This is a genomic window from Acidobacteriota bacterium, assembly GCA_016716905.1.
In the GTDB taxonomy this organism is placed as follows: domain Bacteria; phylum Acidobacteriota; class Vicinamibacteria; order Vicinamibacterales; family SCN-69-37; genus SYFT01.
Genome location: JADJUS010000003.1, coordinates 147334 through 172631, shown reverse-complemented (window position 1 = coordinate 172631; position 25298 = coordinate 147334). Strand labels below are relative to the sequence as shown.

18 protein-coding genes and 1 pseudogene are annotated in these 25298 nt (G+C 65.8%); 9 read left to right on the top strand and 10 right to left on the bottom strand.

All coding sequences use genetic code 11. The annotated features are described in order from the left end of the window. From IPL75_01075 to speB, 5 genes are all read right to left on the bottom strand, one after another. Complete coding sequence (locus IPL75_01075) at positions 1 to 603, bottom strand: hypothetical protein (GenBank protein ID MBK9238860.1); 603 nt, start codon at positions 601 to 603, stop codon at positions 1 to 3. A 488-nt stretch (positions 604 to 1091) separates the two neighbouring features. After that, positions 1092 to 3788, bottom strand: coding sequence for an ABC transporter permease (locus IPL75_01070; GenBank protein ID MBK9238859.1), 2697 nt, complete (start codon positions 3786 to 3788; stop codon positions 1092 to 1094). A 7-nt stretch (positions 3789 to 3795) separates the two neighbouring features. After that, positions 3796 to 4128, bottom strand: a complete 333-nt coding sequence (locus IPL75_01065) for a PadR family transcriptional regulator (GenBank protein MBK9238858.1) — start codon at positions 4126 to 4128, stop codon at positions 3796 to 3798. Between the two features lie 214 nt (positions 4129 to 4342). Continuing rightward, positions 4343 to 6637 carry a hypothetical protein gene (locus IPL75_01060; GenBank protein ID MBK9238857.1) on the bottom strand — a complete coding sequence of 765 codons (2295 nt, stop codon included), beginning with the start codon at positions 6635 to 6637 and terminating at the stop codon, positions 4343 to 4345. 5 nt (positions 6638 to 6642) lie between these two features. After that, on the bottom strand, positions 6643 to 7479 hold the full coding sequence (gene speB / locus IPL75_01055; protein MBK9238856.1) for an agmatinase: 837 nt from the start codon (positions 7477 to 7479) through the stop codon (positions 6643 to 6645). 15 nt (positions 7480 to 7494) lie between these two features. Here speB and IPL75_01050 point away from each other — a divergent pair, with 15 nt between their 5' ends. Further along, positions 7495 to 10341 carry a hypothetical protein gene (locus IPL75_01050; protein ID MBK9238855.1) on the top strand — a complete coding sequence of 949 codons (2847 nt, stop codon included), beginning with the start codon at positions 7495 to 7497 and terminating at the stop codon, positions 10339 to 10341. Positions 10342 to 10622: 281 nt separating this feature from the next. On the opposite strand, the gene IPL75_01045 is transcribed toward IPL75_01050, so the two are convergent. Both IPL75_01045 and IPL75_01040 read right to left on the bottom strand, forming a co-directional pair. Next, complete coding sequence (locus IPL75_01045) at positions 10623 to 11615, bottom strand: hypothetical protein (GenBank protein MBK9238854.1); 993 nt, start codon at positions 11613 to 11615, stop codon at positions 10623 to 10625. A gap of 8 nt (positions 11616 to 11623) precedes the next feature. Beyond that, positions 11624 to 12649 carry an alpha/beta hydrolase gene (locus IPL75_01040; GenBank protein MBK9238853.1) on the bottom strand — a complete coding sequence of 342 codons (1026 nt, stop codon included), beginning with the start codon at positions 12647 to 12649 and terminating at the stop codon, positions 11624 to 11626. A 130-nt stretch (positions 12650 to 12779) separates the two neighbouring features. Here IPL75_01040 and IPL75_01035 point away from each other — a divergent pair. From IPL75_01035 to IPL75_01020, 4 genes and pseudogenes are all read left to right on the top strand, one after another. Next, positions 12780 to 13918: pseudogene (locus tag IPL75_01035) on the top strand (zinc metalloprotease). After that, positions 13918 to 15786 (top strand): peptidase M4, encoded by a 1869-nt coding sequence (locus tag IPL75_01030; GenBank protein ID MBK9238852.1) that lies wholly within the window; start codon positions 13918 to 13920, stop codon positions 15784 to 15786. Before IPL75_01035 ends, IPL75_01030 begins: the two are co-directional and overlap by 1 nt. Positions 15787 to 15810: 24 nt before the next feature. Beyond that, positions 15811 to 17025 carry an efflux RND transporter periplasmic adaptor subunit gene (locus IPL75_01025; GenBank protein ID MBK9238851.1) on the top strand — a complete coding sequence of 405 codons (1215 nt, stop codon included), beginning with the start codon at positions 15811 to 15813 and terminating at the stop codon, positions 17023 to 17025. Beyond that, positions 17022 to 20171, top strand: a complete 3150-nt coding sequence (locus IPL75_01020; GenBank protein MBK9238850.1) for an efflux RND transporter permease subunit — start codon at positions 17022 to 17024, stop codon at positions 20169 to 20171. Before IPL75_01025 ends, IPL75_01020 begins: the two co-directional genes overlap by 4 nt. On the opposite strand, the gene IPL75_01015 is transcribed toward IPL75_01020, so the two are convergent. Continuing rightward, entirely contained in the window at positions 20143 to 21240 is a 1098-nt protein-coding gene (locus IPL75_01015) for a DUF2891 domain-containing protein (protein MBK9238849.1), read from the bottom strand. The genes IPL75_01020 and IPL75_01015 overlap by 29 nt on opposite strands. A gap of 98 nt (positions 21241 to 21338) precedes the next feature. On the opposite strand from IPL75_01015, the gene IPL75_01010 reads away from it, so the two are divergent. The 4 genes from IPL75_01010 to IPL75_00995 are packed head-to-tail and all read left to right on the top strand — an operon-like array spanning position 21339 to position 24229. Beyond that, the gene (locus tag IPL75_01010) at positions 21339 to 21752 is read left to right on the top strand and encodes a GntR family transcriptional regulator (protein MBK9238848.1); all 414 of its coding nucleotides are present in this window, start codon (positions 21339 to 21341) and stop codon (positions 21750 to 21752) included. A 5-nt stretch (positions 21753 to 21757) separates the two neighbouring features. Then, complete coding sequence (locus IPL75_01005; GenBank protein ID MBK9238847.1) at positions 21758 to 22666, top strand: ABC transporter ATP-binding protein; 909 nt, start codon at positions 21758 to 21760, stop codon at positions 22664 to 22666. Beyond that, complete coding sequence (locus IPL75_01000) at positions 22663 to 23991, top strand: ABC transporter permease subunit (protein MBK9238846.1); 1329 nt, start codon at positions 22663 to 22665, stop codon at positions 23989 to 23991. The genes IPL75_01005 and IPL75_01000 overlap by 4 nt, the downstream gene beginning before the upstream one ends. Beyond that, the gene (locus tag IPL75_00995; GenBank protein MBK9238845.1) at positions 23900 to 24229 is read left to right on the top strand and encodes a hypothetical protein; all 330 of its coding nucleotides are present in this window, start codon (positions 23900 to 23902) and stop codon (positions 24227 to 24229) included. The genes IPL75_01000 and IPL75_00995 overlap by 92 nt, the downstream gene beginning before the upstream one ends. Positions 24230 to 24250: 21 nt before the next feature. Here IPL75_00995 and IPL75_00990 read toward each other — a convergent pair whose 3' ends face one another. Further along, positions 24251 to 24802 carry a PepSY-associated TM helix domain-containing protein gene (locus IPL75_00990; GenBank protein MBK9238844.1) on the bottom strand — a complete coding sequence of 184 codons (552 nt, stop codon included), beginning with the start codon at positions 24800 to 24802 and terminating at the stop codon, positions 24251 to 24253. Positions 24803 to 24817: 15 nt separating this feature from the next. Then, positions 24818 to 25291 carry a DUF4920 domain-containing protein gene (locus IPL75_00985; GenBank protein MBK9238843.1) on the bottom strand — a complete coding sequence of 158 codons (474 nt, stop codon included), beginning with the start codon at positions 25289 to 25291 and terminating at the stop codon, positions 24818 to 24820. Positions 25292 to 25298: the final 7 nt, after the last annotated feature.

Below are 25298 nucleotides of genomic sequence, written 5' to 3'. Positions count from 1 at the left end.
CTATTTCGCTGGGGGGCCCAGCAGCTCGCGGAGCACGGGCGCGCACTGGGTCTGGACATGCGCCTGGAGTGCGGGCTGCTTCTGAACAGTCTCCAGGATCGCCGCCATGGGTGCGCTCGTCAGGAAAGCCTCGATCGCCTCATGGTTGCCGCCTCCGGCGAGGAACGGCTCTCGCAGGCGAATAATGGCCAGCGTGACCGCAGACAGGCCAAGCGCGCCCGACCGCCGGCTTCCTGGATCGCCGCCGGACTCGAACTGCGGGAACAACGCGAGATTGCACACCTGGAAGCGCCCCATGGCGTCGAGATGACGCTGCGACCCCTTCACCCATCTGATCTGCGGAAACAGTGGCGCCTTTTCAACGGCCACCACATCCGTCCAAGTCCCAAGCTGCCGCGCCATCGACTGCACGGCCCGGCCGGCCGCCTGTCGAATGGCTGCCTGGTCCGGCGTCTTGCCCGTATTGACCGCGGCCAATCGCTCGGCCAACTGGTCGGCAAGACCTTGCTCGACCTGTGGCGGCAGCCAGGGCGCCTGCGCGGCGACAGTGCCGGCGCACACGGCCATCACCCCGAGCATCATGACTTGCCCAATCAGTTTCATGCGGCGGGATCATATGGCAGAAAGGGGTCGTCTGGCTCACGGACACACCCAGTCATTCCGTCGTCCGCTACGCGCGCGGCGCCAGCCTGGCGGCGTCGGCGTTGACCACAGTCGCTGAACCGAGACGGACTGGTACCCGTAGGTTTGCGGCACGTCGTGCACCTGACGGGGCTCGAGCCCGGCGCCCGATTCAGGCCCGGTGCACTTGCTGGTGCTCGACACCACCGAGGACAAGCCCGACGACACGAACGTGCCGGTGGATCACCGCCGCCAACGAGGCCCGCGTCGATCTGGTGATTGTTGGGCACACGCATCGCCATTCCTACACCGCCCCGGGACCGAGCGTGGCACACACCTACCACCTGCTGGCGGTTGGGCAGGATCAAGTGGCGCGGGTGGACGCCACCGCCACGGCGTTGACGGTGGTCGTGACCGGCACGGATGGCAAGGTTATTCAGACGCTGGTGATTTCCAGGAAATCACGCGCATCATTCCCCGCGCAATGCCTCCGTGGGATTCGCGCGAGAGGCGCGCGTGGCGGGCAACAACGTGGCAATGACGGCCACGAGAACGAGTACTCCGCCGGCGATGGCGTACACACCCGGGTCTTTCGCCGACTGCGAGAACAACAACGGTTGCACTTGCCCGCTGAATACCAGTGCCAGGCCGACGCCCAGCAGCACACCGGCGGTCGCAACCGCGAGTCCCTGCCGGGTGACGAGCCACACAATGTCGCGGCGGTTGGCGCCAAGCGCGATCCGCACGCCCATTTCCCGGCGCCGCTGCGCAACGCTGTAGCTGATCACGCCGTACAGTCCGATGGCCGCCACGACAAGCGCCAACATTCCGAACGCCCCAAACATGGTGGCGCCAAGCCGCCACGACCGCTGCGGGCGCACGAGCAGGCTGCTCATGGGTTGAACGGTGAGATACGACGTTCCCGGCATCAGCGGTTGCAGCGCCTGCCGCAGGACTGCCGCCTGGGCTGCGGCGTCTCCGCGAACCCTGAGAAACATGCCGGACCCGCCTGCAGGTGCGGTCTGTTCGATCGGAAAGTACAACTGGTACCGCTGAGTCTCGGTCAGGCTGTTCGCCACGATGTCTTCGGCGATGCCGATGACTGAGGTGCACTCGGCGGGCTCTCGGCCGAACCGCATGCACTTGCCGATCGCCTCCTGCCCCGGCCACAACACACGGGCCGTACTCTCGCTGACCACCGCCACCAGCGGCGAACCCACGCGATCGTCATCGGTGAAGGACCGGCCGCGCAGAATGCGCGTGCCCATCACCGAAAAATAGTCGGGCGTTCCTTCCTGGCCAGAGAACATCCCGAGCGTCTCCACCGGGGGCGCGCCGTCCGCCACAAAACGAATCTGCATGGTGGTGCCCAGCGGCGTGCTCGACCGCCAGGCTGCGGCTTCAACAGCCGGGTGCACGCGAGCAGCATCCAGCAAGGACCGTCTCAGCGCCACCAGTGCTTCAGGCGGCAGCGGCGCTCCCCGCAGCACCTGATTCACCATGACGATGCGGCCTGGCTCATAACCCAGAGGCATCGCGCGGACAGCCGCCAGACTCCGCACAAACAGCAGGGCGCCGACGATCAGCACGAGCGACAGCGCAGCCTGCGTGACGACCAGCATCATTCTGAGCCTGCCTCCGCCACCGGCTTCGCGTGGGCCACGGCGAAGTGCGGGCGCCACGGTCACACGTGACGCGATCCATGCAGGAACCAGCCCGGTGGTCATCGCCACGAGGATCGCCAGAGCGACCGTCACCAGCAGCGTCCGTGAATCAAGCAGGGCCGCAGTCGGGCCGGTTGTCGTCGTGAGGAGCCCCAGGACGGCCGAGCCGAGCCCGTACGTCACCAGTACCGCGCCTGCGGCTCCCAGGCATGCGAGCACCACGCTTTCGGTCAGCAGGTGCGCGATGAGGCGACGCCGGCTGACGCCCAGCGCCAGACGGACGGCCGTCTCCTGCCGCCGCTCGAGCGTACGGCCCAAAAGGAGATTGGCCACATTGGCCACCGTGATGATCAGCAGGAGCGCGGCGACACCACTGGTCCACAGCGATGTCCTGGCGTCAAGCGATGGTGCCGGACCATTGCCGGTGCGCAGGGCCGACACCAGCACTCTCGGCTGCGCGTCCTCCAGGCTGCGCAGCGGCGGTGTGCCCGGAGGCGCCTGGTCGCGCTGTCGTTGCCAGCTCAACCGATAGCCTTCCGTGGCATCGGCCGTGGCCTGCTCCACCGACACGCCGGCTTTGCGACGGACAATCACGTTGCCCCACAGGAACCGATAGCCCTGAGAAAATCCCGCAGTGGCTGGTCCACCCATTGCCGGTCCCAGCGCGGTCAGCGGGAGAAATATCTGTGACGGCTGCGCGTCATCCAGGCCCGTAAACCCAGGCGGCGCCACACCGATGATCGTGACCGAGAGGTTCCCGAGCGCCATGGACTCCCCCACCACGTCGCGTCGCCCGTACTCGGCGACCCAGTATGCGTGTGCCAGCACGGCCACCGGCGTTCCTGACGGAGCGATGTCCTCGGACGGCCCGAAGAACCGGCCTGCCGCTGGCGCCATGTCAAAGAAGTCGAAGTACGACGCGGTGACGCCGGCCACGCGAATTTCCCGCAAAGCGTCTCCACGCCCCACCGCCATCAGCCGTTCGTTCAGGCACGCGATGTGTGAAAACGACGTCGTCCTCGTCTCGAAGTCGCGATAACGCTCGTACTGCACCCAGACCGAGGTGCCCACAATGCCGCGTTCCAGCGTCTGCAGGTACAGCCGGTGCACGGTGCCTGGATCGTGCAAGTAGTCGAGTGGCTTGAACATCAGCCGGTCCACCACGCCGAACATGACCGTGTTGGCCCCGATGCCCAGCGCCAGAGTGAGGACCACCGACACGGTAAAGCTCGGCGTGCGTCGCAGTCCGCGCCAGGCGAACCGCACGTCCTGCTGCAGGTGATCAAGCCATTGAAACGACCAGCGTTCGCGCGTGGCCTCGGTGATCTGCGTCACATTGCCGAGCCGGCGCCGCGCCTGCGCAGATGCGGCGTCGGGGCTTAATCCGGCATCGGCGGCCCCACGCTCGAGGTGGCCTTCGTGGAACCGCAGCTCTTCGGCGAGTTCCCGATCCAGCCTGCCACGACGGAAGACATCAACAAGCCTGTTTATCCACTCGCGCATAGTCACCTCACGCCTGCTTCATGACGCGCTTCACGGCGGACATCATTTCGGCGAATCCGGCTTCCTGCTCACCGAGCTGCCGGCGGCCCAGGGGGGTCACCGTGTAGTACCGCGCGCGCTGGTTGTTGGCGGTCTGGCGCCACTCGGCCTTGATCCAGCCCTTCTGCCGCATGCGCTGCAGCGCGGGATACAGTGAGCCCTCCTCCACGCGGAGGACATCACGGGACAACACGTGCAGATGTTGCGCGATGCCGTAGCCGTGCAGCGATTCCACGCTGAGCGTCTTGAGCACCAGCATGTCGAGCAGGCCGGGCAGCAGGGGGTTCTTGACTGGAGTCATAGGGGCAAAGATGGACTAGGGCCTAGAGCGTCTATGCCCATCACCAGAACACAGCCTAGCCCGCTCTGTCAACGCGACCGGGATCGAACACCCGTTCTAGAGCGGATTCGACATCGGTGCAGCCGGGTCTGAAGACCCGGCCTCCGAGGGCGGACGGGCCGCTGTCTTCGGAGGCCGGACCTTCAGGTCCGGCTACACCGATGTCGAATCCGCTCTAGAAGTACCGGCTGGCGACCCAGACGAAGCTGGCGCCGTGGAGGGCTGCGATGACAAGCACCGCCACCCATCGCCAGCCGCGCGCGTGGGCGCGGCCCAGTTGGGCGCCGAGCGCAGAGACGACGACCGCCACCATGGGGATGGCGAGCGGCAGCAGATAGCGGCCGTGCAGGTTGCGCCGCATGAAAAATGCCGCCACGGCCACGGCGGCGGCGCTGGCGACGCCTCCAGCCAACGCCATCACCAGCCACCCGAACGGCCTGGCATCACTCGCACGCCAGGCCGAGGCGGCCGCGGCCACGAGCGACACAATGAGCATCACGACGATCACCACAAACATCGGCGCGGGCAGAACGGTATCCACCCAACCAAATCCGCCCCAGAGGCTGGTGAACGTCAAGTGATCAAAGCCCGTGAGTCGCGCGCCTGTCAGTAGTGCCCCCAGGGCGGTGACGGCGTACGCGGGGGCCGTCCCAAAGCCACGCGTCTCGAACGAAGGTAATTGCGGCAGCGGCGCCACGAGCGACGCGAGCGCCTGCACGACGGCCAGGCCGGCGATGGCGACAACGCCCAGCCGCGCCAGGCGTTGCCCCCAGTGGCCCAGCGACTGCTGCGTGCGAAGCCGCGCGCACGCCGCGTCAAGGCCGGCCATGAGTCCGATGAGGAGCAACACGACCCAGGGTTGCTGCACGGCGAAACGGCCCACGGCATTGACGCGCCCCAGCAACTGCGCGAACGACGCACGCGATTCCGCGTCGTACCGTTGGAACCCGGCCACCAGCAGGTCGCCCATCAGCAGGTATCCCAGCAGGCAACCGATCGCCAGGCCGCCCCAGAAGCGAACGATCGCGCCGGCGTGGTCGTCTCCGGGATCACGGCGGATCACGAGCCGGCCGGCGATCAGGATCAGCACCAGAGGCACGAGAGCAATCGCCGCAATGCTCGTGGCCACCAGCAGCGCCACACTGATCCCCAGCCCGGCGCCCATCCACGACACCCGAGGCCCCCCATACACGAGGACCAGCACCGCGCCGCTGAAGAGCAGCGACCACGAGGCCAGATACGCCCAATCCGACACCATCGTGGCGAAATACGGCACGGTGGGAATCAGCCCGAGGCCCAGCACCAGCCAGATCCGTTGCCGATCGGAGCCCGTCCACAAGACGAACCAGACGGCGGCCGCCATGCAGAGGGCAAACACCACCGCATTGAAGAGCCTGAGGTTCAGGATCAGGCTGGGCAATGGACTGCCGCCGATCAGTGAGCTGGCCAGCGCCCACACGCGAACGGTCACGGGACTGCGCGCGTCCATTCGCTCGGCGTGAACATCACCCGTCCATGCGACGTGATACGGCACCTCGCGATCGATCGGCGCCAGCCGCTCGTCGGCATGGAACCGGATGCGCTCGAAATGCACGCGGCGTGCCTCGGCAGCCAGATCGCGATCGACCTGCGCGGCGCCTGCCACCATCCCGAAGCTCAAGAGATGGTCGGGTTCGTCGGCGCCCTGGAGTGGCGGCATGATGACTGCCCATGTCACGGCCAGGCCCAACGCCACCAGCCCCGCGCCAGTCGCGGGTGCGACCTGCGCGGCAGCGGCCTGGGCTCCTGCCAACAACCAGGCACCAAGCGCGACCGCGATCGCCGCAAAGAGCAGCCACGCGATCGTCTGCACGCGTGAGGTGTCGTTCCACAACCACGCTACGAGCGAGGCTCGGCGCATGTCCGGCCCGGGGCGCGAATAGCCGTATCGTCCGCGAATCACGCTGTTGGTGGCCGACCGCGCCTCTGGTGCGGTCATCGACAGGCCGAAGTGCGATGCCCCACGATCGGCAGGCATCTGCCAGGTCCACAACGCCAGCCGGCCGGCGCTGCCGAGCGTGGCCGTGAACTCGGCTGTGGATGATGAGGCATCTGCACACGGCGCCATCCGCGTCAGAGCGACGAACGCACCGTCTGAGACGCGAATGGGCGCAGCCAGTCGGAAGATGCATGAGCCTACCCGCAGCTCGGCACTTGTCAGGGTCGGCGTGGAGCCGTACGTGGCCATCAGCAAATCGACCGACTCGGCAGGAGACAAATCACCGGGCCCCACGCGCCACAGTGGCACGAGGCGTTCGCCCTGACCATTGAGCACGTCGATGGGCGCGGCGGCGGCCGTCGTCCAGTCGTTGGCGAGTGCCCGATCCACCCGGTCGGCCACCCGCGTCAGCAGGAACCAGGCGAGGGGGCCCAGCATGACCACGGTGACAACGATGGCGGAGCCGAGGCGACGCCAGAACACTGAGGCCATGGGTGCTACGGGAGCCCGGCGAGTGGGGCCAGTGGCCCCCGGCGCATCAGGCCGGCCAGTTCCTTGACGAACTTCGCGGCCACCTGCGCGGTGAGGCCATCCCAGTCTTTCGCGGGGTTGTACTCGACGATGTCGGCGCCGACGATGGGACCGTTGAGCGCGAACAACACGCTCAGCACATCCCGCACCGAAAGTCCTCCGGGTTCGCGATGCGACACGCCCGGTGCGAACGCCGGGTCGAGCACATCGAGGTCGAGCGATACATAAACGGGCCCGCCCACCGACGGGCGTGCGCCATCGGCCCACGCCCGCATGTCGATCATCTCGACGCCAAAACGCCTGGCCTGTTCCTGCTGGTGACCGGTCAGTGTCCTGATGCCGACCTGCACCAGGTGCGACACCAGGTGTTCTTCCATCACACGCGCGAAGGGACACGCATGCGAGAAGCGGTCTCCCTCGAACTCGTCGTACAGGTCCGCGTGCGCATCAAAGTGCAGCACGGTCAGCCCCTTGTGCAACGGCCCGATCGCGCGCAGGACGGGATAGGTCACCGAGTGGTCACCGCCAAGCAGAATCGGGGGCCGGCGTGAGGCGGCCAGCAGGCGCACCTCGCGTTCAATCGTGTCGCGCGACTGCGCCGGGCCGTCGAGCGTGAGGTCGCCGGCATCGTCGAGCAGGTCCGCGCCAATTGAGGGTCCGTGGCGCTCGGACCACGGATTACCAGCGGGAGAGTTGAGCGCTGCGCGAATGGCCGCGGGCGCGCCCGCCGCGCCACGCAGGAACGAGGAACTCGCATCGTACGGCAAGCCGACAAGGACAGGTTGGGCCACAGGTGGGCACATTATAATGTGCCCACCATGAATCACCTGTCAGCGCGCAATCTTGTCGTGATCTGCCTTGGCCTTGGCCTCAGCGCCGTCGTCGTGGCGCAGCAGGGCGGCGGGCGCGGCAATCAGCCTCCCCCGCCGCCGCCAACGCTGGGGCTGGAGGCCGGTGTGCTGACATTCGACACGCCAGACTTCACGTTGAAACTGGTGACGGCGTCACAGACGATCGCGGCCCTTGAACCCAAGGGTGTGCCCACCTACACGCCGACGCCGCGCCCCGCGCGTGGCGGACGCGGAGGACAAGCAGCACAGACACCAGCCGCACCGCCCGAACCCACCGGCCCGCTGACGTTCGACTTCACGCCGGGCGACCGACTGGCCGCACGAGCCGCGGATGGCTATCACCATCTGGGTGACATCACGATGCGGCTGCGTACCGGCTCGTCGGGGGCATGGGCAAACTACGCGAGCGCCACAGCGCGCAAGCCCGTGACGGCGCTGCCCGCGTCGGGCACGACCCTGGCAGCGGCGGATCTGTCTGCGACGCTGCCTGACGACATCCCGGTGAAAGTCACGCGCACCTGGCAGCTCATCAATGGACGGCTGGTGCTGTCGTTCACGCTGTCGAATCGAGGAACAGCGCCCGTGGAGATTGGCGCGCTCGGCCTTCCCGTGGTCTTTAACAACCTCATCACCGGCCGCAATCTGGAACAGGCCCACGAAGTCTGTTCTTTCTTTGACCCGGCGATCGCGGCCGACGCGGGCTTCCTGCAGGTCACGCGACTCTCGGGCAATGGACCAGCGCTGGTGGTGGTGCCGCACGGCAAGACGCCGCTCGAAGGATGGCGCACGGTGGATGACCGCACGCCGCGCACACAAACATCTGAGGGCATCTTCGAGTGGATGGCGCATACACAGGCGTTTGCCGAGAACGAATGGCGCAGCGCCACTCCATGGAACGCGCCGACGCAAGCCACACTCGCGCCTGGACAGTCGCGCACCTATGGCCTGGAGTTCCTCCTGTCGCCGTCCATCCGCGCAGTGGAAGACACACTCGCGAAGGCCGGGCGTCCGGTGGCCGTCGGCATTCCCGGCTACGTGGCCCCGATGGACGAGGACATGAAACTGTTTCTGCGTTACCCGGGCCGCGTAACCTCGGTTGACGTGGCACCGGCAGGCGCCCTGACGGTGACCGCCGGCAGTAACACGCCCAATGGGTGGAAGCAGTACACCCTGCGGGGCCGGGCCTGGGGCCGCGCGCGCGTGACGGTGAAATACGCCGACGGGACGAATCAGGCGCTTTCGTACTACGTCACCAAGCCGGCATCGCAGGTGGTGAGCGACCTGGGCAACTTCCTGTTCACCAAGCAGTGGTTCGACAAACCCGGTGATCCGTTCGGCCGCAGTCCCTCGGTCATGAGCTACGACCGCGCCAAAGACGCGATTGTTGAACAGGACGCGCGCGTGTGGATTGCCGGCCTTGGTGACGAGGGAGGGTCTGGCTCGTGGCTGGCGGCAGGCATGAAGCTGTTCGGTCAACCGACGAAAGCTGAAGTCGACAAGTACGAGCGATTCATCGACGGCGTGTTGTGGGGCGGCATTCAGTACAGCGACGGCGATCGCAAGTACGGCGTGCGCAAGAGCCTGCTCTACTACGACCCGAAGGACAAACCCGACTTCCCGTACGACCCGAAACTGAACTGGACGACGTGGACGAGCTGGAACAAGGAGGCGTCGGAATCCACCGGCCGCGCCTACAACTACGTGCATGTGGTGGGCGCGTACTGGTCGATGTATCGAGTGGCACGCAACCACGAAGGGCTGGCCACAAAGCACACCTGGGACTGGTATCTCGATCAGGCCTATCAGACGATGATGTTCCTGACCGACCCGGCCAAGAAGGTGGGCTACACAAACGTGGGACTCATGGGCGCCAGCGCGTTCACCGAGACGCTGGCCGACATGAAGCGCGAAGGATGGACGGAAAAAGTGGCCGCTCTCGAAACGCGCATGAAGATGCGTGCCGATCGCTGGGCCGCTCAGGCGTATCCGTTCGGAAGCGAGATGGCGTGGGATTCCACGGGCCAGGAAGAGGTCTACGCCTGGACGCGGCACTTCGGACACAATCCCCAGTCGCTCACCGCGATCAATTCCATCATCGGCTACATGCCGCTGGTGCCCCACTGGGGCTACAACGGCGCGGCGCGCCGCTATTGGGACTTCATCTATGCCGGCGCGCCAGGGTCGCGCTACGAGCGGCAGCTCCATCACTACGGATCCGGCCTCAACGCCATTCCCGTGCTGGCCCGGTATCGCGAACAGCCCGATGACCTGCACCTGTTGCGCATTGGCTATGCCGGCACCATGGGCGCGCTGACCAACATCGATCAGGAGGGGTTTGCGTCGGTGGCGTTCCACGCGTTCCCTGAGTCGTTGAAGTGGGATGCGTATTCGGGCGACTACGGCCCGAACTTCCTGGGGCACGCGCTCAATTCGGCCACCTACGTCATCAACCACCCGGAGTTCGGGTGGCAGGCATTCGGCGGCAACGTATCGGTATCAGGCGCGCGAGTGACGGTCGACGTCGTGGACTCGCTGCGCAAGCGCGTCTACATCGCGCCGCTGGGGCTCTACCTCACGCTCGACGCGGGCCGGTTCGCGCGCGTCGAAGTGGACGCGCGTGCGCAGGTGGTGCGAGTCACACTGGCGCCCGCGACGGCAGACACCCCACGCGCGCGCGTGCGCGTGGAGCAGCCGTTCACACCGACTGGTGTCGGCACGTTCCGTGTGACGGGCACGTTCGCATCAGAGCGCGGCGCCTCGGTGGTACCGCTCACGGCGAAACCCACGGTGGTCGAGATTCGGGCACCGCGCTGAAAGAGCTTTCACCATGAAGATCCATGAAGCTCCGTGAAGAAATGCGTGGGGCGGTCATGAGCGCGGCGTCGGGGGCCCGGCTACGCCGGGGCCGCGGGATCGGAGGGAAGTCAGAAACAAATGAGCTCGTAGCTGATTGCACAACGGAGGGCAGTCTTCTTGCGCTCCCACCCGCAATCAGCTACGAGCTCATTTGTTTCTGACTTCCCTCCGATCCTGCGTGCCGCCGAAGGCGGCACCCGACGCCGCGCCTTCATGGATCTTCATGTTCTTCATGGTAATTATCTGGCGCCGGCTTTTGCGCCGGCCTCGCGCACTTCCTTGCGTGGGGGCTGAAGGCGTTCGAGCAGTTCAACGGTGGCGGTGATCGTCCACCGGCGTTTCGCGCCGGTGCTGTCGCTGAGGTGGCGCGCCACGCCGAATGAATACTTGTTGAAGCGCAGGAGGCCGCCAACGGCCGGTGGCTGGTTCTCGGTCGCGACCAGGAGCGCCGACGCGCCCCAGTACGAGCCCTTCTCTTCGTCGAGCTTGAATCGATACCGGATGAACCCGAGCGGTTCAATCAGGAACGCCGTCTGGCCGCGGCTTGTGCGCAGTTCCTTCAAGCCGGACATCGCCAGCGCCACCGACGGATGCAGCAACACCCATTCGTAGCGAGGCAGGTGCTCGATGATGCCGGGACCTTCAGGGTCGCGATGCACCACGTCGTTGAAGAGCCGCTCCCACGGGTACTGTCCGAAGCCGTCAGAGATCACCCAGGACCAGGTGTTGGCCAGCTTGCGCAGTTGGCCTGCGCCCTGCTGCAGGAACGGCTGGTTGTAGCCATGCACGGCACGACCGACGGCGGCCACGACCTGCAGAACCGCATCACGGTGATCGCCGGCGACACACGCACCGGCCGGCGGTGACGCCCCTTCCTCCACGTCAATCACGACGGCGTCTGGTTCTTCAGCGAACAACTCACGGCGCTCCCCGTCCGTACCAACGGTGCGTACTGTGAAGTACACCGGCAACACGCCCGTGCCGCGCGCCACCTCGCCGATCAGACGCTCGATGCGCCCCCCGGTCCTGACCAGCGCGCAGCTGTTGGCGCCCGACGCCGCCTTTTGCTGTTCGAGAATGAAGGTGCGCTCCTGTGCCACCACCCGGCACACCACACCCCTGGCGTCGTTGACCCCGGCCAGCGCCGAACACGGATCGGGCGCCTGCGCTTCAGCCGCGATCGGCAGTCCCACCAGCAATGCGGCGGCAATCCAGTGACTCGTTCGCGCCATGACAACTCCTACAACATCTTCCGCAGCAGTTCCGCCACGTACTTCAGCTGGCCCACCAGATCGATTTCGCTCTCGGGATCGGGCTGCACGGTCTGGTCAAGGTCACCCACGAAGGACGCCACTTCGGCGGGTTTCACAAACTCTCCGCCGAACTTGCGCGGGCCGGAATATTCGTCGATCGCCTTGCGCCACGCCGGCAGCGGCAAGTTCGCCGCGCGCGGCAGTCGCAGCACGGCGCCATGCACCGCCGGGTGTTCAAGGTAGTGCGTGAAGCCATGGATATTGCGGGCGTGGTAGTGCTCGATGGGCACGGCGAGGTACCCCGCGTCAGTCGTTGCTGTCAGCGAGAACCGCCGCACCCACGACACGGGGTCGCGTTGGTGAAAGACGTTGCGGTAGGTACTGCAGAGCCCGGTTGTCCTGAGCTTCTTCGGCAGCAGGCGGCTCTCGATGTCCGCGCGCAAGTCCGGACGCTGCAGGAACCGGCTGGTGTTCGACAGCATCATCACTTCGCGGAACCGGAAATCAGGCGGCAGACCTGTCCAGCCGATACCTGGAATGGGCGTGGCGAGCGCGTTGACGGCTTCCATGGTCATGGCCGTGCCCATGCTGTGGGCGATGATGGAAAATTCGGTGTCCGGGTCGTTGTCGTCGGCGATCACCCTGGCCATCTGCGCGACCACTTCAGACACCGCCGCCGCCCGGGTCTTGCGCGACAGGAACAGGACGACGTCACCGAGGTGGGTCCAGACAAACCCGCCTTCCGTGATGCCATCCATCCACGCCACGGCGTCTTTGGCCTGCGGCACGATGCCGTTGGCCGCCACCGCATCCACATCGGCATCCCACCGGGCCAGCTGTTTGTCGAACACGTCGCCGTACGCGATCTCCTTGAAGACGACCTGGTCGCTGATGGGTCCCTCGACGCTGGCGTAGCGCTCGCCGACCGTGTCGAGGTATTTCACGACGGGTTTTGACCAACCCTTCTTGTGATCGCCGATTCCGTGGACGAGGAACACAACCTGGCGTGGCATGGGGCTATTTTGGGTGTAAGCTGCCCAAATCTCAAAACGGCGGTCGTGACTCTCTTTCCGGCTCACACAGGAGGACGGCATGGCAAAAAAAACACAGGCTCGCGTCACGCTTCACCGATCGTGCGGCGCAATGGCCGCACACATGATGCTGCTCGAAACCCATCCCTCATTCCGGGCGGCCCAGATGCGGCTCGAGGGCGCCACGTCGAAACGGCGTGATGCGGGAGCGGCCAAACAGGCCAAGATCGTGGTCATCAAGACGGTGGTCCACGTGGTCTACAGGACTCCGGAGGAGAACATCTCCGCGGCACAGATCAAGAGCCAGATCAGTGCCCTGAACAAAGACTTCCGCGCGACCAACCCCGACAAATCGCAGACGCCGCTGCCCTTCAAAGGGCTCGTGTCCGACGCCCGGATCACCTTCAAGCTGGTGAAAACGACGCGAACCAAGACCACGGTGAATGGCTTCAGCTTCGACGACAAGGTGAAGAAGGCGTCAACGGGAGGCATCGCTCCGTACCAGCCCAAGACACACATGAACCTCTGGGTCTGCGCCCTCACCGGCGGCCTGCTCGGCTATGCACAGTTTCCCGGCGGCCCGGTCAACACCGACGGGGTCGTGTGCAACTACCTGGCATTTGGCACCAATGGCACCGCGCAGGCACCGTTCAACAAGGGGCGCACCGCCACGCACGAGGTGGGGCACTACCTCAACCTGCGGCACATCTGGGGCGACACGCCCGATTGCAGCGGATCGGACATGGTGGCCGACACGCCCAATTGCGCGGGGCCGAATTTCGGGACACCCACCTGGCCGGTGGTGACGTGCAACAACGGGCCGAACGGCGACATGTTCATGAACTACATGGACTACACCGATGACGCCGGGATGTTCATGTTCACGGCCCAGCAGGTGTTGCGCATGCGCACCACCCTCGACACCGTCCGCGCCGGGCTGACCTGAACAGGGCTCGCGTGATCCACGGTATCCGCTGGGTGCATGCCTTCGAGGACGATCAGGCAGAGGGCGAAGTGTATCGCCCGGCGACAGCCACGTTTCCCTTGTCGCGGCGGCCGCGCGAGGCGTTTGAACTCCACCGCGACGGATCGGCCCTGGTGTTCCGCGGTGCGCCCGACGATCGATCGATGGCCCACGAGGCCACATGGTCCGACACGCCGCGCGGCATCGTTGTGGAGGACAAAGACGGGGCCGTGCTCTACCGGATCGTGGAGCGAACTCCGGCGCAGGTGATCGTGAGGCGAGACTAATGGCGAAACAGACAGCGCCCCCTGTCGCGGCGTTTGAAGTCAGCGACCGGGTGGCGCGGCAGGCCGCGATGCGGCCATACCGGCGCGCGGCGGGAGAGCCGCAGGTGCGGCCGCTGCGGGTGTTCACGCTCGATCCGTCGGTGTCTGACCGTGTGGGCGGCGTCGCCACGGTGAAGGTGCCGTACGAGAAGCTGGCGCCCGGGCCGGTGGGCGCCCTCTTCGACGTCAGGTGCGACAACGTGCCCGCACCGCTCAAGGCCGAACCGCTCGACCTCGACGACGCGCTCATCCTGCTGTCGAGTGGGCTCACGCCGTCCCCGTCGAATGGCCGTGTGCATCTGCAGATGGCCTACGCGGTGTGCAGCCTGACCTACGCGGAATTCAAGCGGGCGCTTGGGCGCGACATCGGCTGGGCCACGGATGCGCCGGCGAGCGGGCCACATCGCTTGATCGTGCGGCCGTTTGGATTTCGCGGCAGGAACGCAGGGTACAGCCGCGAAGGCGGCGACCTGTCGTTCGGGTTCTTCAAGGCCGGCGCCACGCCGGCAGGGTTCACCGTGCCCAAGGGACTGATCTGCACGGCGCTCAGCCACGACATCATCGCCCACGAAACCACACACGCGTTGCTCGACGGCTTGCGCGCGTCGTTCCTCCTGCCCACGAACGTGGATGTTGCCGCGTTTCACGAAGGCTTCGCCGACCTCGTCGCCTTGTTCCTGCACTTCAGCTACACCGAGGTGGTGGAACAGGCCATCCGTGAGGCGCACGTCAACTCGAGCCGGCTGTCGCTCTTGACCGACTTGGCGCGCGAATTCGGGTACACGAGGAACAACTCGGGAAAGGAAACCGCGCTTCGGTCAGGCATCGACGTGGCCGGCATCGCGGCGTTCGACTCGGACATCCCGCCGGGCACGGCCGGAGGTCCCATCTGCTACGACCCCACACTCGAACCACACTTGCTGGGGTCGGTACTGGTGTCGGCGGTCTTCGAGGCGTTCATGACCGTGGTGCGCAGGAAGACCGACCGGTACTTCCGCATCGCCGGCCTCGAGCCGCGCGCGTTTGGGGTGATGCCGCTCAGTGAGCCGTTGGTGAAAGCGCTCGCCTCCGAAGCGAGTGACGTGGCAGGACAGTTCCTCTCGATCTGCATCCGCGCCATCGACTACTGTCCGCCCGCTGACATGGAACTGGGCGAGTACCTGCGCGCGTTGATCACGGCTGACGGCGACCTCGAGCGCACCGACAAGTGGGGATTCCGTGAGGCCCTGATGCGTTCGTTTCGACGCCGGCGGATCTTTCCCGATCATGTGCAGTTCATGACCGAGGACGCCGTCCGCTGGCAGCCCCCGGCAAAAGCCGTCCGAATCCCGGGCCTTGCGTTCAGGAACCTGCGTTTTGATGGCGACCCCGGCCAGCCGGCCAACGCCAGAGAACTCACTCGACAAGCCAACGTCCTGGGCCGCTGCCTGACCGACCCGGCGCACGCCGGCGTGTTCCAGTTGGTGGCCCCGGGCGCGAAGTTGCCGAAGGGTGTGACCCAGGCCTCCCCCCCGATGGTGCAGTCGATCCGGGTGGCCAGGCGCGCGGCGCCGGACGGGCGCGTGGTCTTTGATCTGGTTGGCGAGGTCACACAGTCGTGCACCGTGCAGCACAAAGGCGACCTCTTCGACATGAACGGCGGCGCCACGGTGGTCATCGACCCCGAGGGTCAGGTGCGTTACGCGATCTACAAACGGTTTGGCAGCGACTCGCGCCAGGCGCGCCAACACGCAGCGATGCGCGGCCCGCTCGCGCACTTCTGGAAGAAGTCAGGCCGCCGGTTCAGCCTGTCTGGCGACGTGCTTCGCCACCTGCACGGCGTGAAATAACGTCTCCACCCGCTAGAATGTCCCATGCTCCGAACGTTCCTTTGTGCAAGCGCGATCCTGGTCACATCCTGCGGCGGCAGCGGGACCAGCGCTCCGGCAGCGGCGGGTGGTGCGGGACGCGGGAACGCCACGCCCCGTGCCGTGCAAGTCACACCGGCCATCGAGGCCCGCATCGAACGCGCGATCGCCGTCACAGGCACGCTCGCGGCTGAAGATCAGGTGACGATGGCCTTCAAGGTCACCGGCCGCCTTGAGCAACTCGACGTCGACCTGGGCACGTCGGTGGAGTCCGGCCAGACGCTGGCGAGCCTCGCGTCAACGGATTTCCAGCTCAGGGTCACTCAGGCAGACGCGGCGCTGCAGCAGGCGCGCGCGCGACTCGGGCTGCCGGCCGACGGCGCCGAGGAGCGCATCGACATTGAGCAGACCTCGGTTGTCCGCCAGGCGCGTGCAGTCCTCGATCAGGCGAGACTGGTGCGCGACCGCGCCGCCTCCTTTGCGAAGGACGGTATCGGGAGCCAGGCCGACCTTGACGCCGCGCAGGCGAACTTGCGCGTGGCTGAGGGGCGATACCAGGATTCAATCGAAGAGGTGCACAACCGGCAGGCGCTGCTGGTGCAGCGGCGCACCGAACTTGAGCTCGCCAAACAGGCCGTGACCGATTCCAGGCTCCGGGCGCCGTTTGCCGGCAGCGTGCGCGAACGCCATGCCACGCCCGGGCAGTACCTGGCGGCCGGCGCACCCGTGGTGACCATAGTCAAAATCAATCCGCTGCGATTGCGGCTGTCGATCTCCGAGCGTGAGTCGGCCGCGGTGCGGTTGGGTCAGGCGGTGCGCGTCACCCTTGAGGGCGACAGCGTCGTACACATTGGCCGCGTGGCGCGCATCAGTCCGGCCATTGAAGAAGCCAGTCGCACGCTCAGCATCGAAGCAGAAGTCGCCAACCCGTCGGGACAGCTCAGGCCCGGTGCGTTCGCCAATGCCGAGGTGGTGACGGATTCGGTCGGCACGGCACTGCTGGTGCCGGCCTCGGCGGTGGTGAGTTTTGCCGGCGTGGACAAGGTGTTTGTGGTCGCCGACGGCAAAGCCGCAGAGCGCCGAATCACCGTCGGCCGGCGTGAGGCGGATCGCGTCGAGATTCTGACAGGCGTTACAGCCGGCGATCGTGTGGTGGTGTCGCCCGGCAATCTCGTCGCCGGTGATGCCGTCACCGTCAGCACGTCGGGAGGCCGCCCGTGAAGTCTCTCGCCGCGATCTGCATCAAGCGCCCCGTCTTCGCCTCGATGCTGGTGTTGTGCCTCGTGGTGGTGGGCGCCGCCACGTACGGCTCGCTCGGCGTCGATCGCTTCCCGGCCGTGGACCTGCCGCAGGTCTTCGTGCGCACGACGCTGCCGGGCGCGTCGCCTGAAGAGATTGAGGTCCTGGTCTCTCAGCCCCTGGAAGAAGCCGTCAACCGGGTCGAAGGCCTGGACGAACTGCGGTCGGTGTCGGGCCCTGGTTCTTCCATCGTCATCGCCACGTTCAAGCTGGAGCGCGACATCGACACGGCCACCCAGGACGTGCGCGATCGCGTGGCGTCTGTCGTGGCGCAGCTGCCGCGCGACGCGCGCGCACCGGTCGTCGCCAAGTCAGACAACGACTCCTCGCCGGTGATCAGCATCGCGCTCTCGGCCGACCGTCCGTTGCGCGAGCTCACGGAACTGGCCGACAAGGTGCTCCGCCCATTCCTTGAGCGCGCCGACGGCGTCGGCGGCGTCGAGATCGTCGGCGGACTCGAACGCGCGATCAATGTGTGGGTGGACGCCGGCCGCCTGGCGGCGTACCAGCTGCCGATCACGGCCGTACGCGACACGCTCGCGCGCCAGAATGCGGACCTGCCGGGCGGCAACGTCACCGGCACCACGCGGGAACAGACGCTGCGCACCATGGGACGCGTGGTGGATCCGCGCGACTTCGACAATCTCGTCATCGCCAGCCGCCAGGGCGCCCCGATCCGCATCCGGGACATCGGCTATGCCGAGGACGGCACCAAGGAGCAGCGGTCAATCGCGCGGCTCGACGGTGTGCCAACCGTCACGCTTGAAGTCCGGCGCCAGTCGGGCGCCAATACCGTGGCGGTCATCGACAGCGTGAAGACCAACCTCAACACCGCCCGCCCGCAGTTGCCGGCGGATGTGAAGGTCGAGATCATTCGCGACCAGTCCCTGTACATTCACGCTGCGCTGAGCGAGATCAATGTCCACCTGCTGATGGGCAGCATCCTTGCGTGCCTGGTGGTGTTTCTGTTCATGCGCGACTGGCGCGCCACGCTCATCGCCGGCATTGCCATTCCCGCGTCGGTGATTTCGACGTTTGGCATGATGGCCGCACTCGGCTTCACGCTCAACAGCGTCACCATGCTTGCCCTGGTGCTCATGGTCGGCATCGTCATTGACGACGCCATTGTGGTGCTCGAGAACATCTTCAGGTTTGTCGAAGAGAAGGGCATGGGGTCGTTCGAGGCGGCTCGGGCAGCCACGGCGGAAATTGCCCTGCCGGTGCTGGCCACCACACTCAGCCTGGTGGTCATTTTCGTGCCGGTCTCGTTCATGTCGAGCATCGCCGGGCGTTTCCTGTACCAGTTCGGCATTACCGCGGCCGTGGCCATCCTGGTGAGCCTGCTGGTGTCGTTCACCCTGACGCCGATGATGAGCGCCAGGCTGTTTCGCAACCGGCGCCCTGGGCATGGCACGTCACGCGATGGGTTTTATGCCGTGATCGACCGGTTCTACACACGCGTACTCAATTGGGCGATGCATCACCGGCTGGTGCTCGCAGGCGCCGCGCTGCTCGTGATTGTCAGCGTCGTCCCGATCTACGGCCGTGTGCTGCAGGAGTTTGTGCCGACCGGCGTGGACGAGGGCGAGTTTGAGGTGGGCATTACGGCGCCGGAAGGCACCAGCCTCGGCGCGATGAACGAAGCCATGCTGGCCGTTGAAAGCGAAGTGCGATCCCTGCCCCACGTGCGCGTCGTCCTGGCCACTGCCGGCGGCGGATTCCTTGGTGGAGTCAATCAGGGACAGCTGTACGTGAAGCTGGCGGCACACCACGAGCGTGCCTTCAACTGGATGCGGCTCCTGAAAGGGATTGTCAGCCTCGACCCGGCAGCGGCGTTCAGAGGGAACGCCTCGCAGGGCGAGGTCATGCGGTCGGTGCGCGGCCGGCTGCGGAAGTTCACGGACCTTCGAAGCTCCGTGCGCAACGTGCAGTCCATCAATCTGGGTGGTGGTCGCACGGAACTGGACCTGGCGGTGCGCGGACCTGAACTGCAGCCGCTGGCCGACTACACGGAAAAGTTGCGCGACATGTCGGAAGCGCTCGGGATCGTGGACGCCGACACCACGCTCAAGCTCAACAAGCCTGAGCTTCAGGTGCGAATCGACCGCGCGCGGGCGGCCGACCTCCAGGTGGAGACGCAGGACATTGCCACGGCACTTCGCGTGATGGTGGGCGGCGACGCCGAGGTCACACGATTCCGGGATGCGAAGGTGAACGACGACTACGACGTCCAGTTGCGCCTGGCCGAGCGCGACCGGAACGACCCGCAGACGCTGGGCCATCTGCTCGTGCCCGGACGCAGCGGCGACCTGGTGCGACTCGACAACCTGGTGCAGATTGTCGAAGCCGAGAGCCCGTCGCGCATCGACCGCAGCAACCGCCAGCGCCAAGCGAACCTCCGCGCGGGCGTGGCGCCGGGCTTCGCGCAGGCCGACCGGATGGAGGCTCTGCGTCAGGCGGCTATCGGCCTGGGTATGCCGGCGGCCTACAGCGTGGCAGTGGCCGGCCGGGCCCGTGAACTCGAACGTACATTCACCGAGTTTCTCTGGGCGTTCATGCTGTCGGTCATCTTCATGTACATGATCCTGGCGGCGCAGTTCGAGAGCGTGGTGCACCCGTTCACCATTTTGCTTTCGCTGCCGGTGGCGGTTCCATTTGCGCTGTTGTCGTTGTGGATGACCGGACAGACGCTGAATCTGTATTCGGCCCTTGGCCTGCTCGTGTTGTTTGGCGTGGTCAAGAAAAACGCCATCCTGCAGATCGATCACATGAACAACCTTCGCGCGCAGGGCCTTGAGCGCTTCGACGCCATCATGCGCGCCAACCGCGACCGTCTCCGGCCCATCCTGATGACGACGCTGGCGCTGGTGGGTGGCATGTTGCCGCTGGCGCTCGGCAACGGCCCGGGCGCTGAAGAACGCCGTAGCATCGCCGTGGTCGTCATCGGCGGCCAGACGCTTTCGTTGCTGCTGACGCTGCTGGTGACGCCGGTCGCCTACTCGCTCATCGATGATCTTCGCTCGCGCGTTCGGGTCCGCGCTACTTCCCGAGCCCCCGTCGAGTCGTGAGATAGGCGGCGAAGCTGCCGAGCCAATGTCCGCCGGCGTAGTGTTCGCCGGTGACCGCCGCAAGTCCGCTTGATGCGTGCGTCCTGGCAGCGGCCAGCAGTGCGCGGCGGCGCCCGTCTCCGGTGGGCAGCCCTGCCGCAATACCCTCAAGCATCCACGCGCGACTGAGATTCAGACCATCAAGGTGCGCCAGTTTGCCGTCGGTCTTGTCGGTCACCACGCCCACAGAGAGCCATGCACCCGACTCTGAAGACGGGATGCGTGGAAGAAACGCCGTCAGCCAGCGGGCGAATTCCTGCGGTGCCAGCACACGCCGCATCAAGTCGGCCTCTGCGATGCACGGCGACAGAAAGTCCTGTCCCGACGGCTCGTAGGTGATCGGGCAGTCGCGGTCGTTCAGGTGAAACTCGCGCACCTTCCCCGCAACGAGGCTGGCCAGCGCGGGATCGTGGGCGCGTGCGTAGTCCAGCATCAGCCCGAACGAGAATGCCGTCTGCGGGTGTTCACCTTCTCGAATGGGATACGCGAGCTTGGGCAACCAGGCGTTCAGGCGTTCAATCACCGCCGCCTCAAGTGGACGCAGCGCGGACGCGAGCTGCGCGGCTTCCGGCGACTGCCACTCACGCAGCTCGGCCGCCAGCTGCAATAGCCATGCGAGGCCATAGGGCCGCTCGAAGGACTCTCGCCCGGTGCCCTTCAGATAGGCCACCTCGCCTGTAATCCTGGCCGGTGTGATGTTGACCTGAAGTGCCGCCACTGCACCGGCAGCAAACGGCGCGTCAGGGAAGGTCCGGGCCAGGCGCGCGAGCAGCCAATGCCCGTGCACCGATGAATGCCAGTCGTAGCAACCGTAAAAGGCCGGCGTCAATTCGTGCGGCGCCTTCACATCGTCCGGCGAATTGAGGACGTGCGCGATTTTGTTGGGATACTCCTTCTGCACGCACTCGAGCGCCAGGGCCGCGAAGCGGCCGGCAGCCGCAGCGTCAAGGGTGGCGGCGGGCGCCTGGCTGAACACGGGCGACACGGCGAAGGCGCCAGACACAAAGGCAATCGAGGCGATGAATCTCACGGCGGAAATGTATCACCGCCCCGCGAGGTGTGGACCCGCGGCGCGCGGTGGACTTGACAGCCGCAGTCAAGTGTCCTAGTGTCATATGACAGCAAGCAATGCGATTCGAACTCAACTTCAAGTCGGGCAAGCCGGTCTACCTGCAGGTGGTAGACCAGGTGAAGGCCGCGGTGGCCTCGGGCGCCGCCCAGGCCGGCGACACGTTGCCGTCCATCCGCCCCCTCGCCGAGGAACTGAGGGTCAATCGCAACACGGTGGCGAAGGCCTACACGGAGTTGGAGCGCCAGGGCGTGATCGACACCGCCGCCGGCAAGGGCTGTTTCATCAGCGCCGGCAGCTCTCCCCTGCGCAAAGACGCCCGCATGAAACTGGTCACTGAAGACATGGACCAGGCCGTTGTGCAGGCGCACCACCTGCAGGTGGGCAAGACCGAATTCGTGCGCCTGGCCGATGAACGGTACGACGCGTTTGAAAAACGGCGAACCCGCGCCACGGATGCCGCCAAAGGATGATGCCAATGCCACAGGACACTCCGGTCATCGCCATCAACAACCTGGTGCGCCGCTACGGACGCACCGACGCCGTCAACGGCCTCAGCCTCCGCGTGGAGCCGGGCCGCTGCTACGGCTTCTTCGGCAGGAATGGCGCCGGCAAGACGACGACGATCAAATGCTTGCTGAACCTGCTGCAGCCCACGAGCGGCACAGTCTCAGTGTTTGGGCTGGACCCAGCGACAAATGAAGTGGCGGTCAAGTCGCGCATCGCCTATGTGCCCGATCAGGTCGGCTTCTATCCGTGGATGACCGTGCGCAACACGCTCGACTACGTGGCCTCCTTCCGCCCGCAGTGGAATCGCGACACGGAAAGTGCGCTGCTGGATCGGTTCCGGCTGCCCGTGTCGCAGAAGACCAGCCACCTGTCCAAGGGGCAGCGCACGCAACTTGCCCTCATCACCGCCATCTGCCCCGATCCTGAACTGCTCGTGCTGGATGAACCCACATCGGGCCTCGATCCCATCGTCCGCCGCGAGTTCATCCAGACCGTGATCGGCGCGTATCAGGAAGGCGCGCCGGGACGCAGAACGGTGTTCGTCTCCACGCACCTCATTTCGGAGTTCGAAGGCCTGATCGACGAGTTCACGATCATCGACAACGGGCGCGAGGTGCTGACGCTCGACGCCGACACGGCACGAGAGCGGTATCAGAAGATCTACGTGCGGTTTGCCGTGCCCCCAACCACCCTGGATCTCGGCGGTGCCCGCGTGCTGCGGCGGCAGGGTCGTGAGGTTGAAATGGTGGTCAACGGCAACTCCGCCGATGTGATCGCACGCCTGAGGGCGGGTTCGCCTGAAGCCATCGAAACGGAGTCGCTCTCGCTCGAAGAGATCTTCGTCACGACACTGCAATCTGCGGGGGCCACGGTGTGACGAGGGCGCTGCCGCTCCAACTCCGCAAGGAACTGCGGGAACTGCTGCCGTGGTGGGCGGCGATTGTTGCGGGCATGCTCGCCTGTTGGGTGCTGCTGCAGGAACTGCCGCCGATGCTCGACGACCGCCACTTTACTCCGGACGGGCGCGCCACGGTGCCGCCCGCATCCATGGTCTTTGGTCTCTTTGCCTATGCAGGCGGTGCCATCGCGCTCGGCGCGTTGTCGCTCGGGCAGGAGTACTCGCACGGGACGTTATCCGGACTTCTGGTCCAGCCGGCCTCTCGCGCACGCCTCCTGCTGACGAAGTTTGCCGTCCTGTGGCCGATGCTGTTGGGGCTCGCCGCCCTGGCGATGACGGCATTCGCGTCGGACCCCTGGTTCGGAGCAGAGAACAGCGGAAAGCTGCTGATGTTGTGCGCACTGCCGTTCGCCTGCGGCCTCTTCCTGGCGCCGTGGATGACGATGGCGTGCGGCGGCCCGCTGGCGGGCGCGGTGTTTGGCGGCGCATTGCCCTCGCTGCTCTGGGTGGTCGGTTCGTACTTCCACGTGCCATTCGACAGCCTCTGGCAGGCCACCATGGCGTTGGCGGGCCTTGGCGCGCTGATGACGTGGCGCGCGTTCATGACGCTTCGAGGTCAGCGGTGGGTCCCAGGCCGAGTTGGATCTTTCGATCGCGTGGCTCGGCCGGGCGACCATCGACGCGGAGCGCGCTCATGCCGTTCACCCCTTGTGGGCGCTCGTCAAGAAAGAGTTCTGGCTCCAGCAGGTCACCTTTGTGGTGTCGGGCGCCTACATTGCGGTCTGGCTGGCGGTGATTACAGGACTCCGCCTGGCCCCCAACGTGTTCACGGAATCGGCCCTGTACATCAGCGTGAGCCTGCACAGCGGCCTGGTCCCCGTGATGATCGGCGCTCTTGCCAGCGCCGAGGAACGCCGCTTCGGCACAGCCGACTGGCAAACATTGCTTCCGTTCGCCGCGTGGAAGCAATGGGCCATCAAATCCGGCATCGTCGTCGCGCTCGCCCTGGCCCTGGCCTGGGTGCTCCCGTCCCTGTTGGAAATGATTGCCCCGGAACCGGGAGTCCGCGATCGCAGCTATCCGGCAATGGCCGTGGTCCTGCTCAGTGCCGCCGCTCTATACGTGTCGTCGCTCAGCACGAGCGGTGTCCGTGCGTTTCTGGCGTCCTTCCCGGTCATCGCCGGCGCGACGATGCTCGCTGCGATGGCCGCGGTGCCGCTGTTGGCCAGGGGACCACGCGCAGCAATCAGCTGGCTGGCGCAGGCCCTGCAGCCGGTCCTCCACGCCACGCTGGGCCGGCCTGACCCGAACAACCACATCTGGTGGCGGCTGTACGCCTCGTTGTACGGCTCTTTTGAGTGGGCGGCGTCCGGCTTCGTACTGCTCCTGGTTGGTTTTGCGTTCACCAATCATCGCACCGTTGATCGAGGCCGCCGCCGCATCGCCCGTCAAATCGTCTGGCTCTGCGTGTACGCGGCAAGCGCCGTTTTCGTCATGTCAGTCGTCGCCGAGACCATCGGCCTCGCCCTCAGCGGTCGGTAGCGCGTAGACCGGCCGGTCTGGTCACAGCATCGCCCAGACCCAGTACACGACGGGCACGAGCACACCGAGTGTCACAAGCCACGCGCCGCGGCCGGTGATGCCGGTCTTCCCTCGCAGGACAAAGACACCGGTCACGGCCATGAAGATCAGGGCCACCGCATACACGTCGGCGATGAATGTCCAGACGCCCTTGCCGGCGTTGAGGTGCATCTGGTTCAGTTCGAAGAGCACCGGGCGGGGCCGCACGGCGTCCACGATCACCTTGCCGGTAGGAATGTCGATCGCGTAGGTGGTGTTCTCGAAAAAAATCTGGAGGGTCTGCGGATCAGGCCGGAAGGCATTCCTGGGCTCACCTGTGACGCCCAACTGGCTGAGTGCCTCCCGGACCTGTCCGTCGCGATCGGTGGCCGTGAGGGGCGCGATTTGCTTTGCGGTCTTCTGCTGCCGATACGACGGGTTCCAGTCGGCGCGATGATTGAGGGCCAGTCCTGACACGCCAAACACGAGCGTCAGTCCCACCGCCAAATAGCCGACGTCCCGATGCAGGACGTTATTAAGCCGCCGCCACTTCACACGCCACTTCCCCAGTTACTTAACTTCTGCGCCTTCACCCTTGATCTGGATGCTGGTTTTCGGGCCCTTGACGGTTTTCGGGTCAAAGGTCGTCTTCTTTTCGCGGGCCATTTCCTCGCCCTGTTTGATCTGGTCCGCTTCGCTCAGCAGGGACACCGCCAGGACACCCTCGACCTTCGCGGTCATGCCCTTGACCGACATCGGGAACACGATCACGCCGTCTTCCACCTTGAAGCGGATGGTCTGAAATTCCTTGTCGCTGCCGATCGCGAGCCAGCATCCCATCTCCGCGCACACGTCAACGATGGGCCCCTGCACGAGCACGCGCTTGCCGTTGAACTTGTCGGGCGACGCGTAGATGTCGGAGACCTTGGTGACTTCGGTCAGGGTGAGGGCGGTCCCGAATTTCTTGGCCTGGGCGGCCCCAGCGGCTGTGAGGCCCGCAGCGCACACCAGAACAGCCACGGCCGTGATTGTCAATCGACGCATATACATA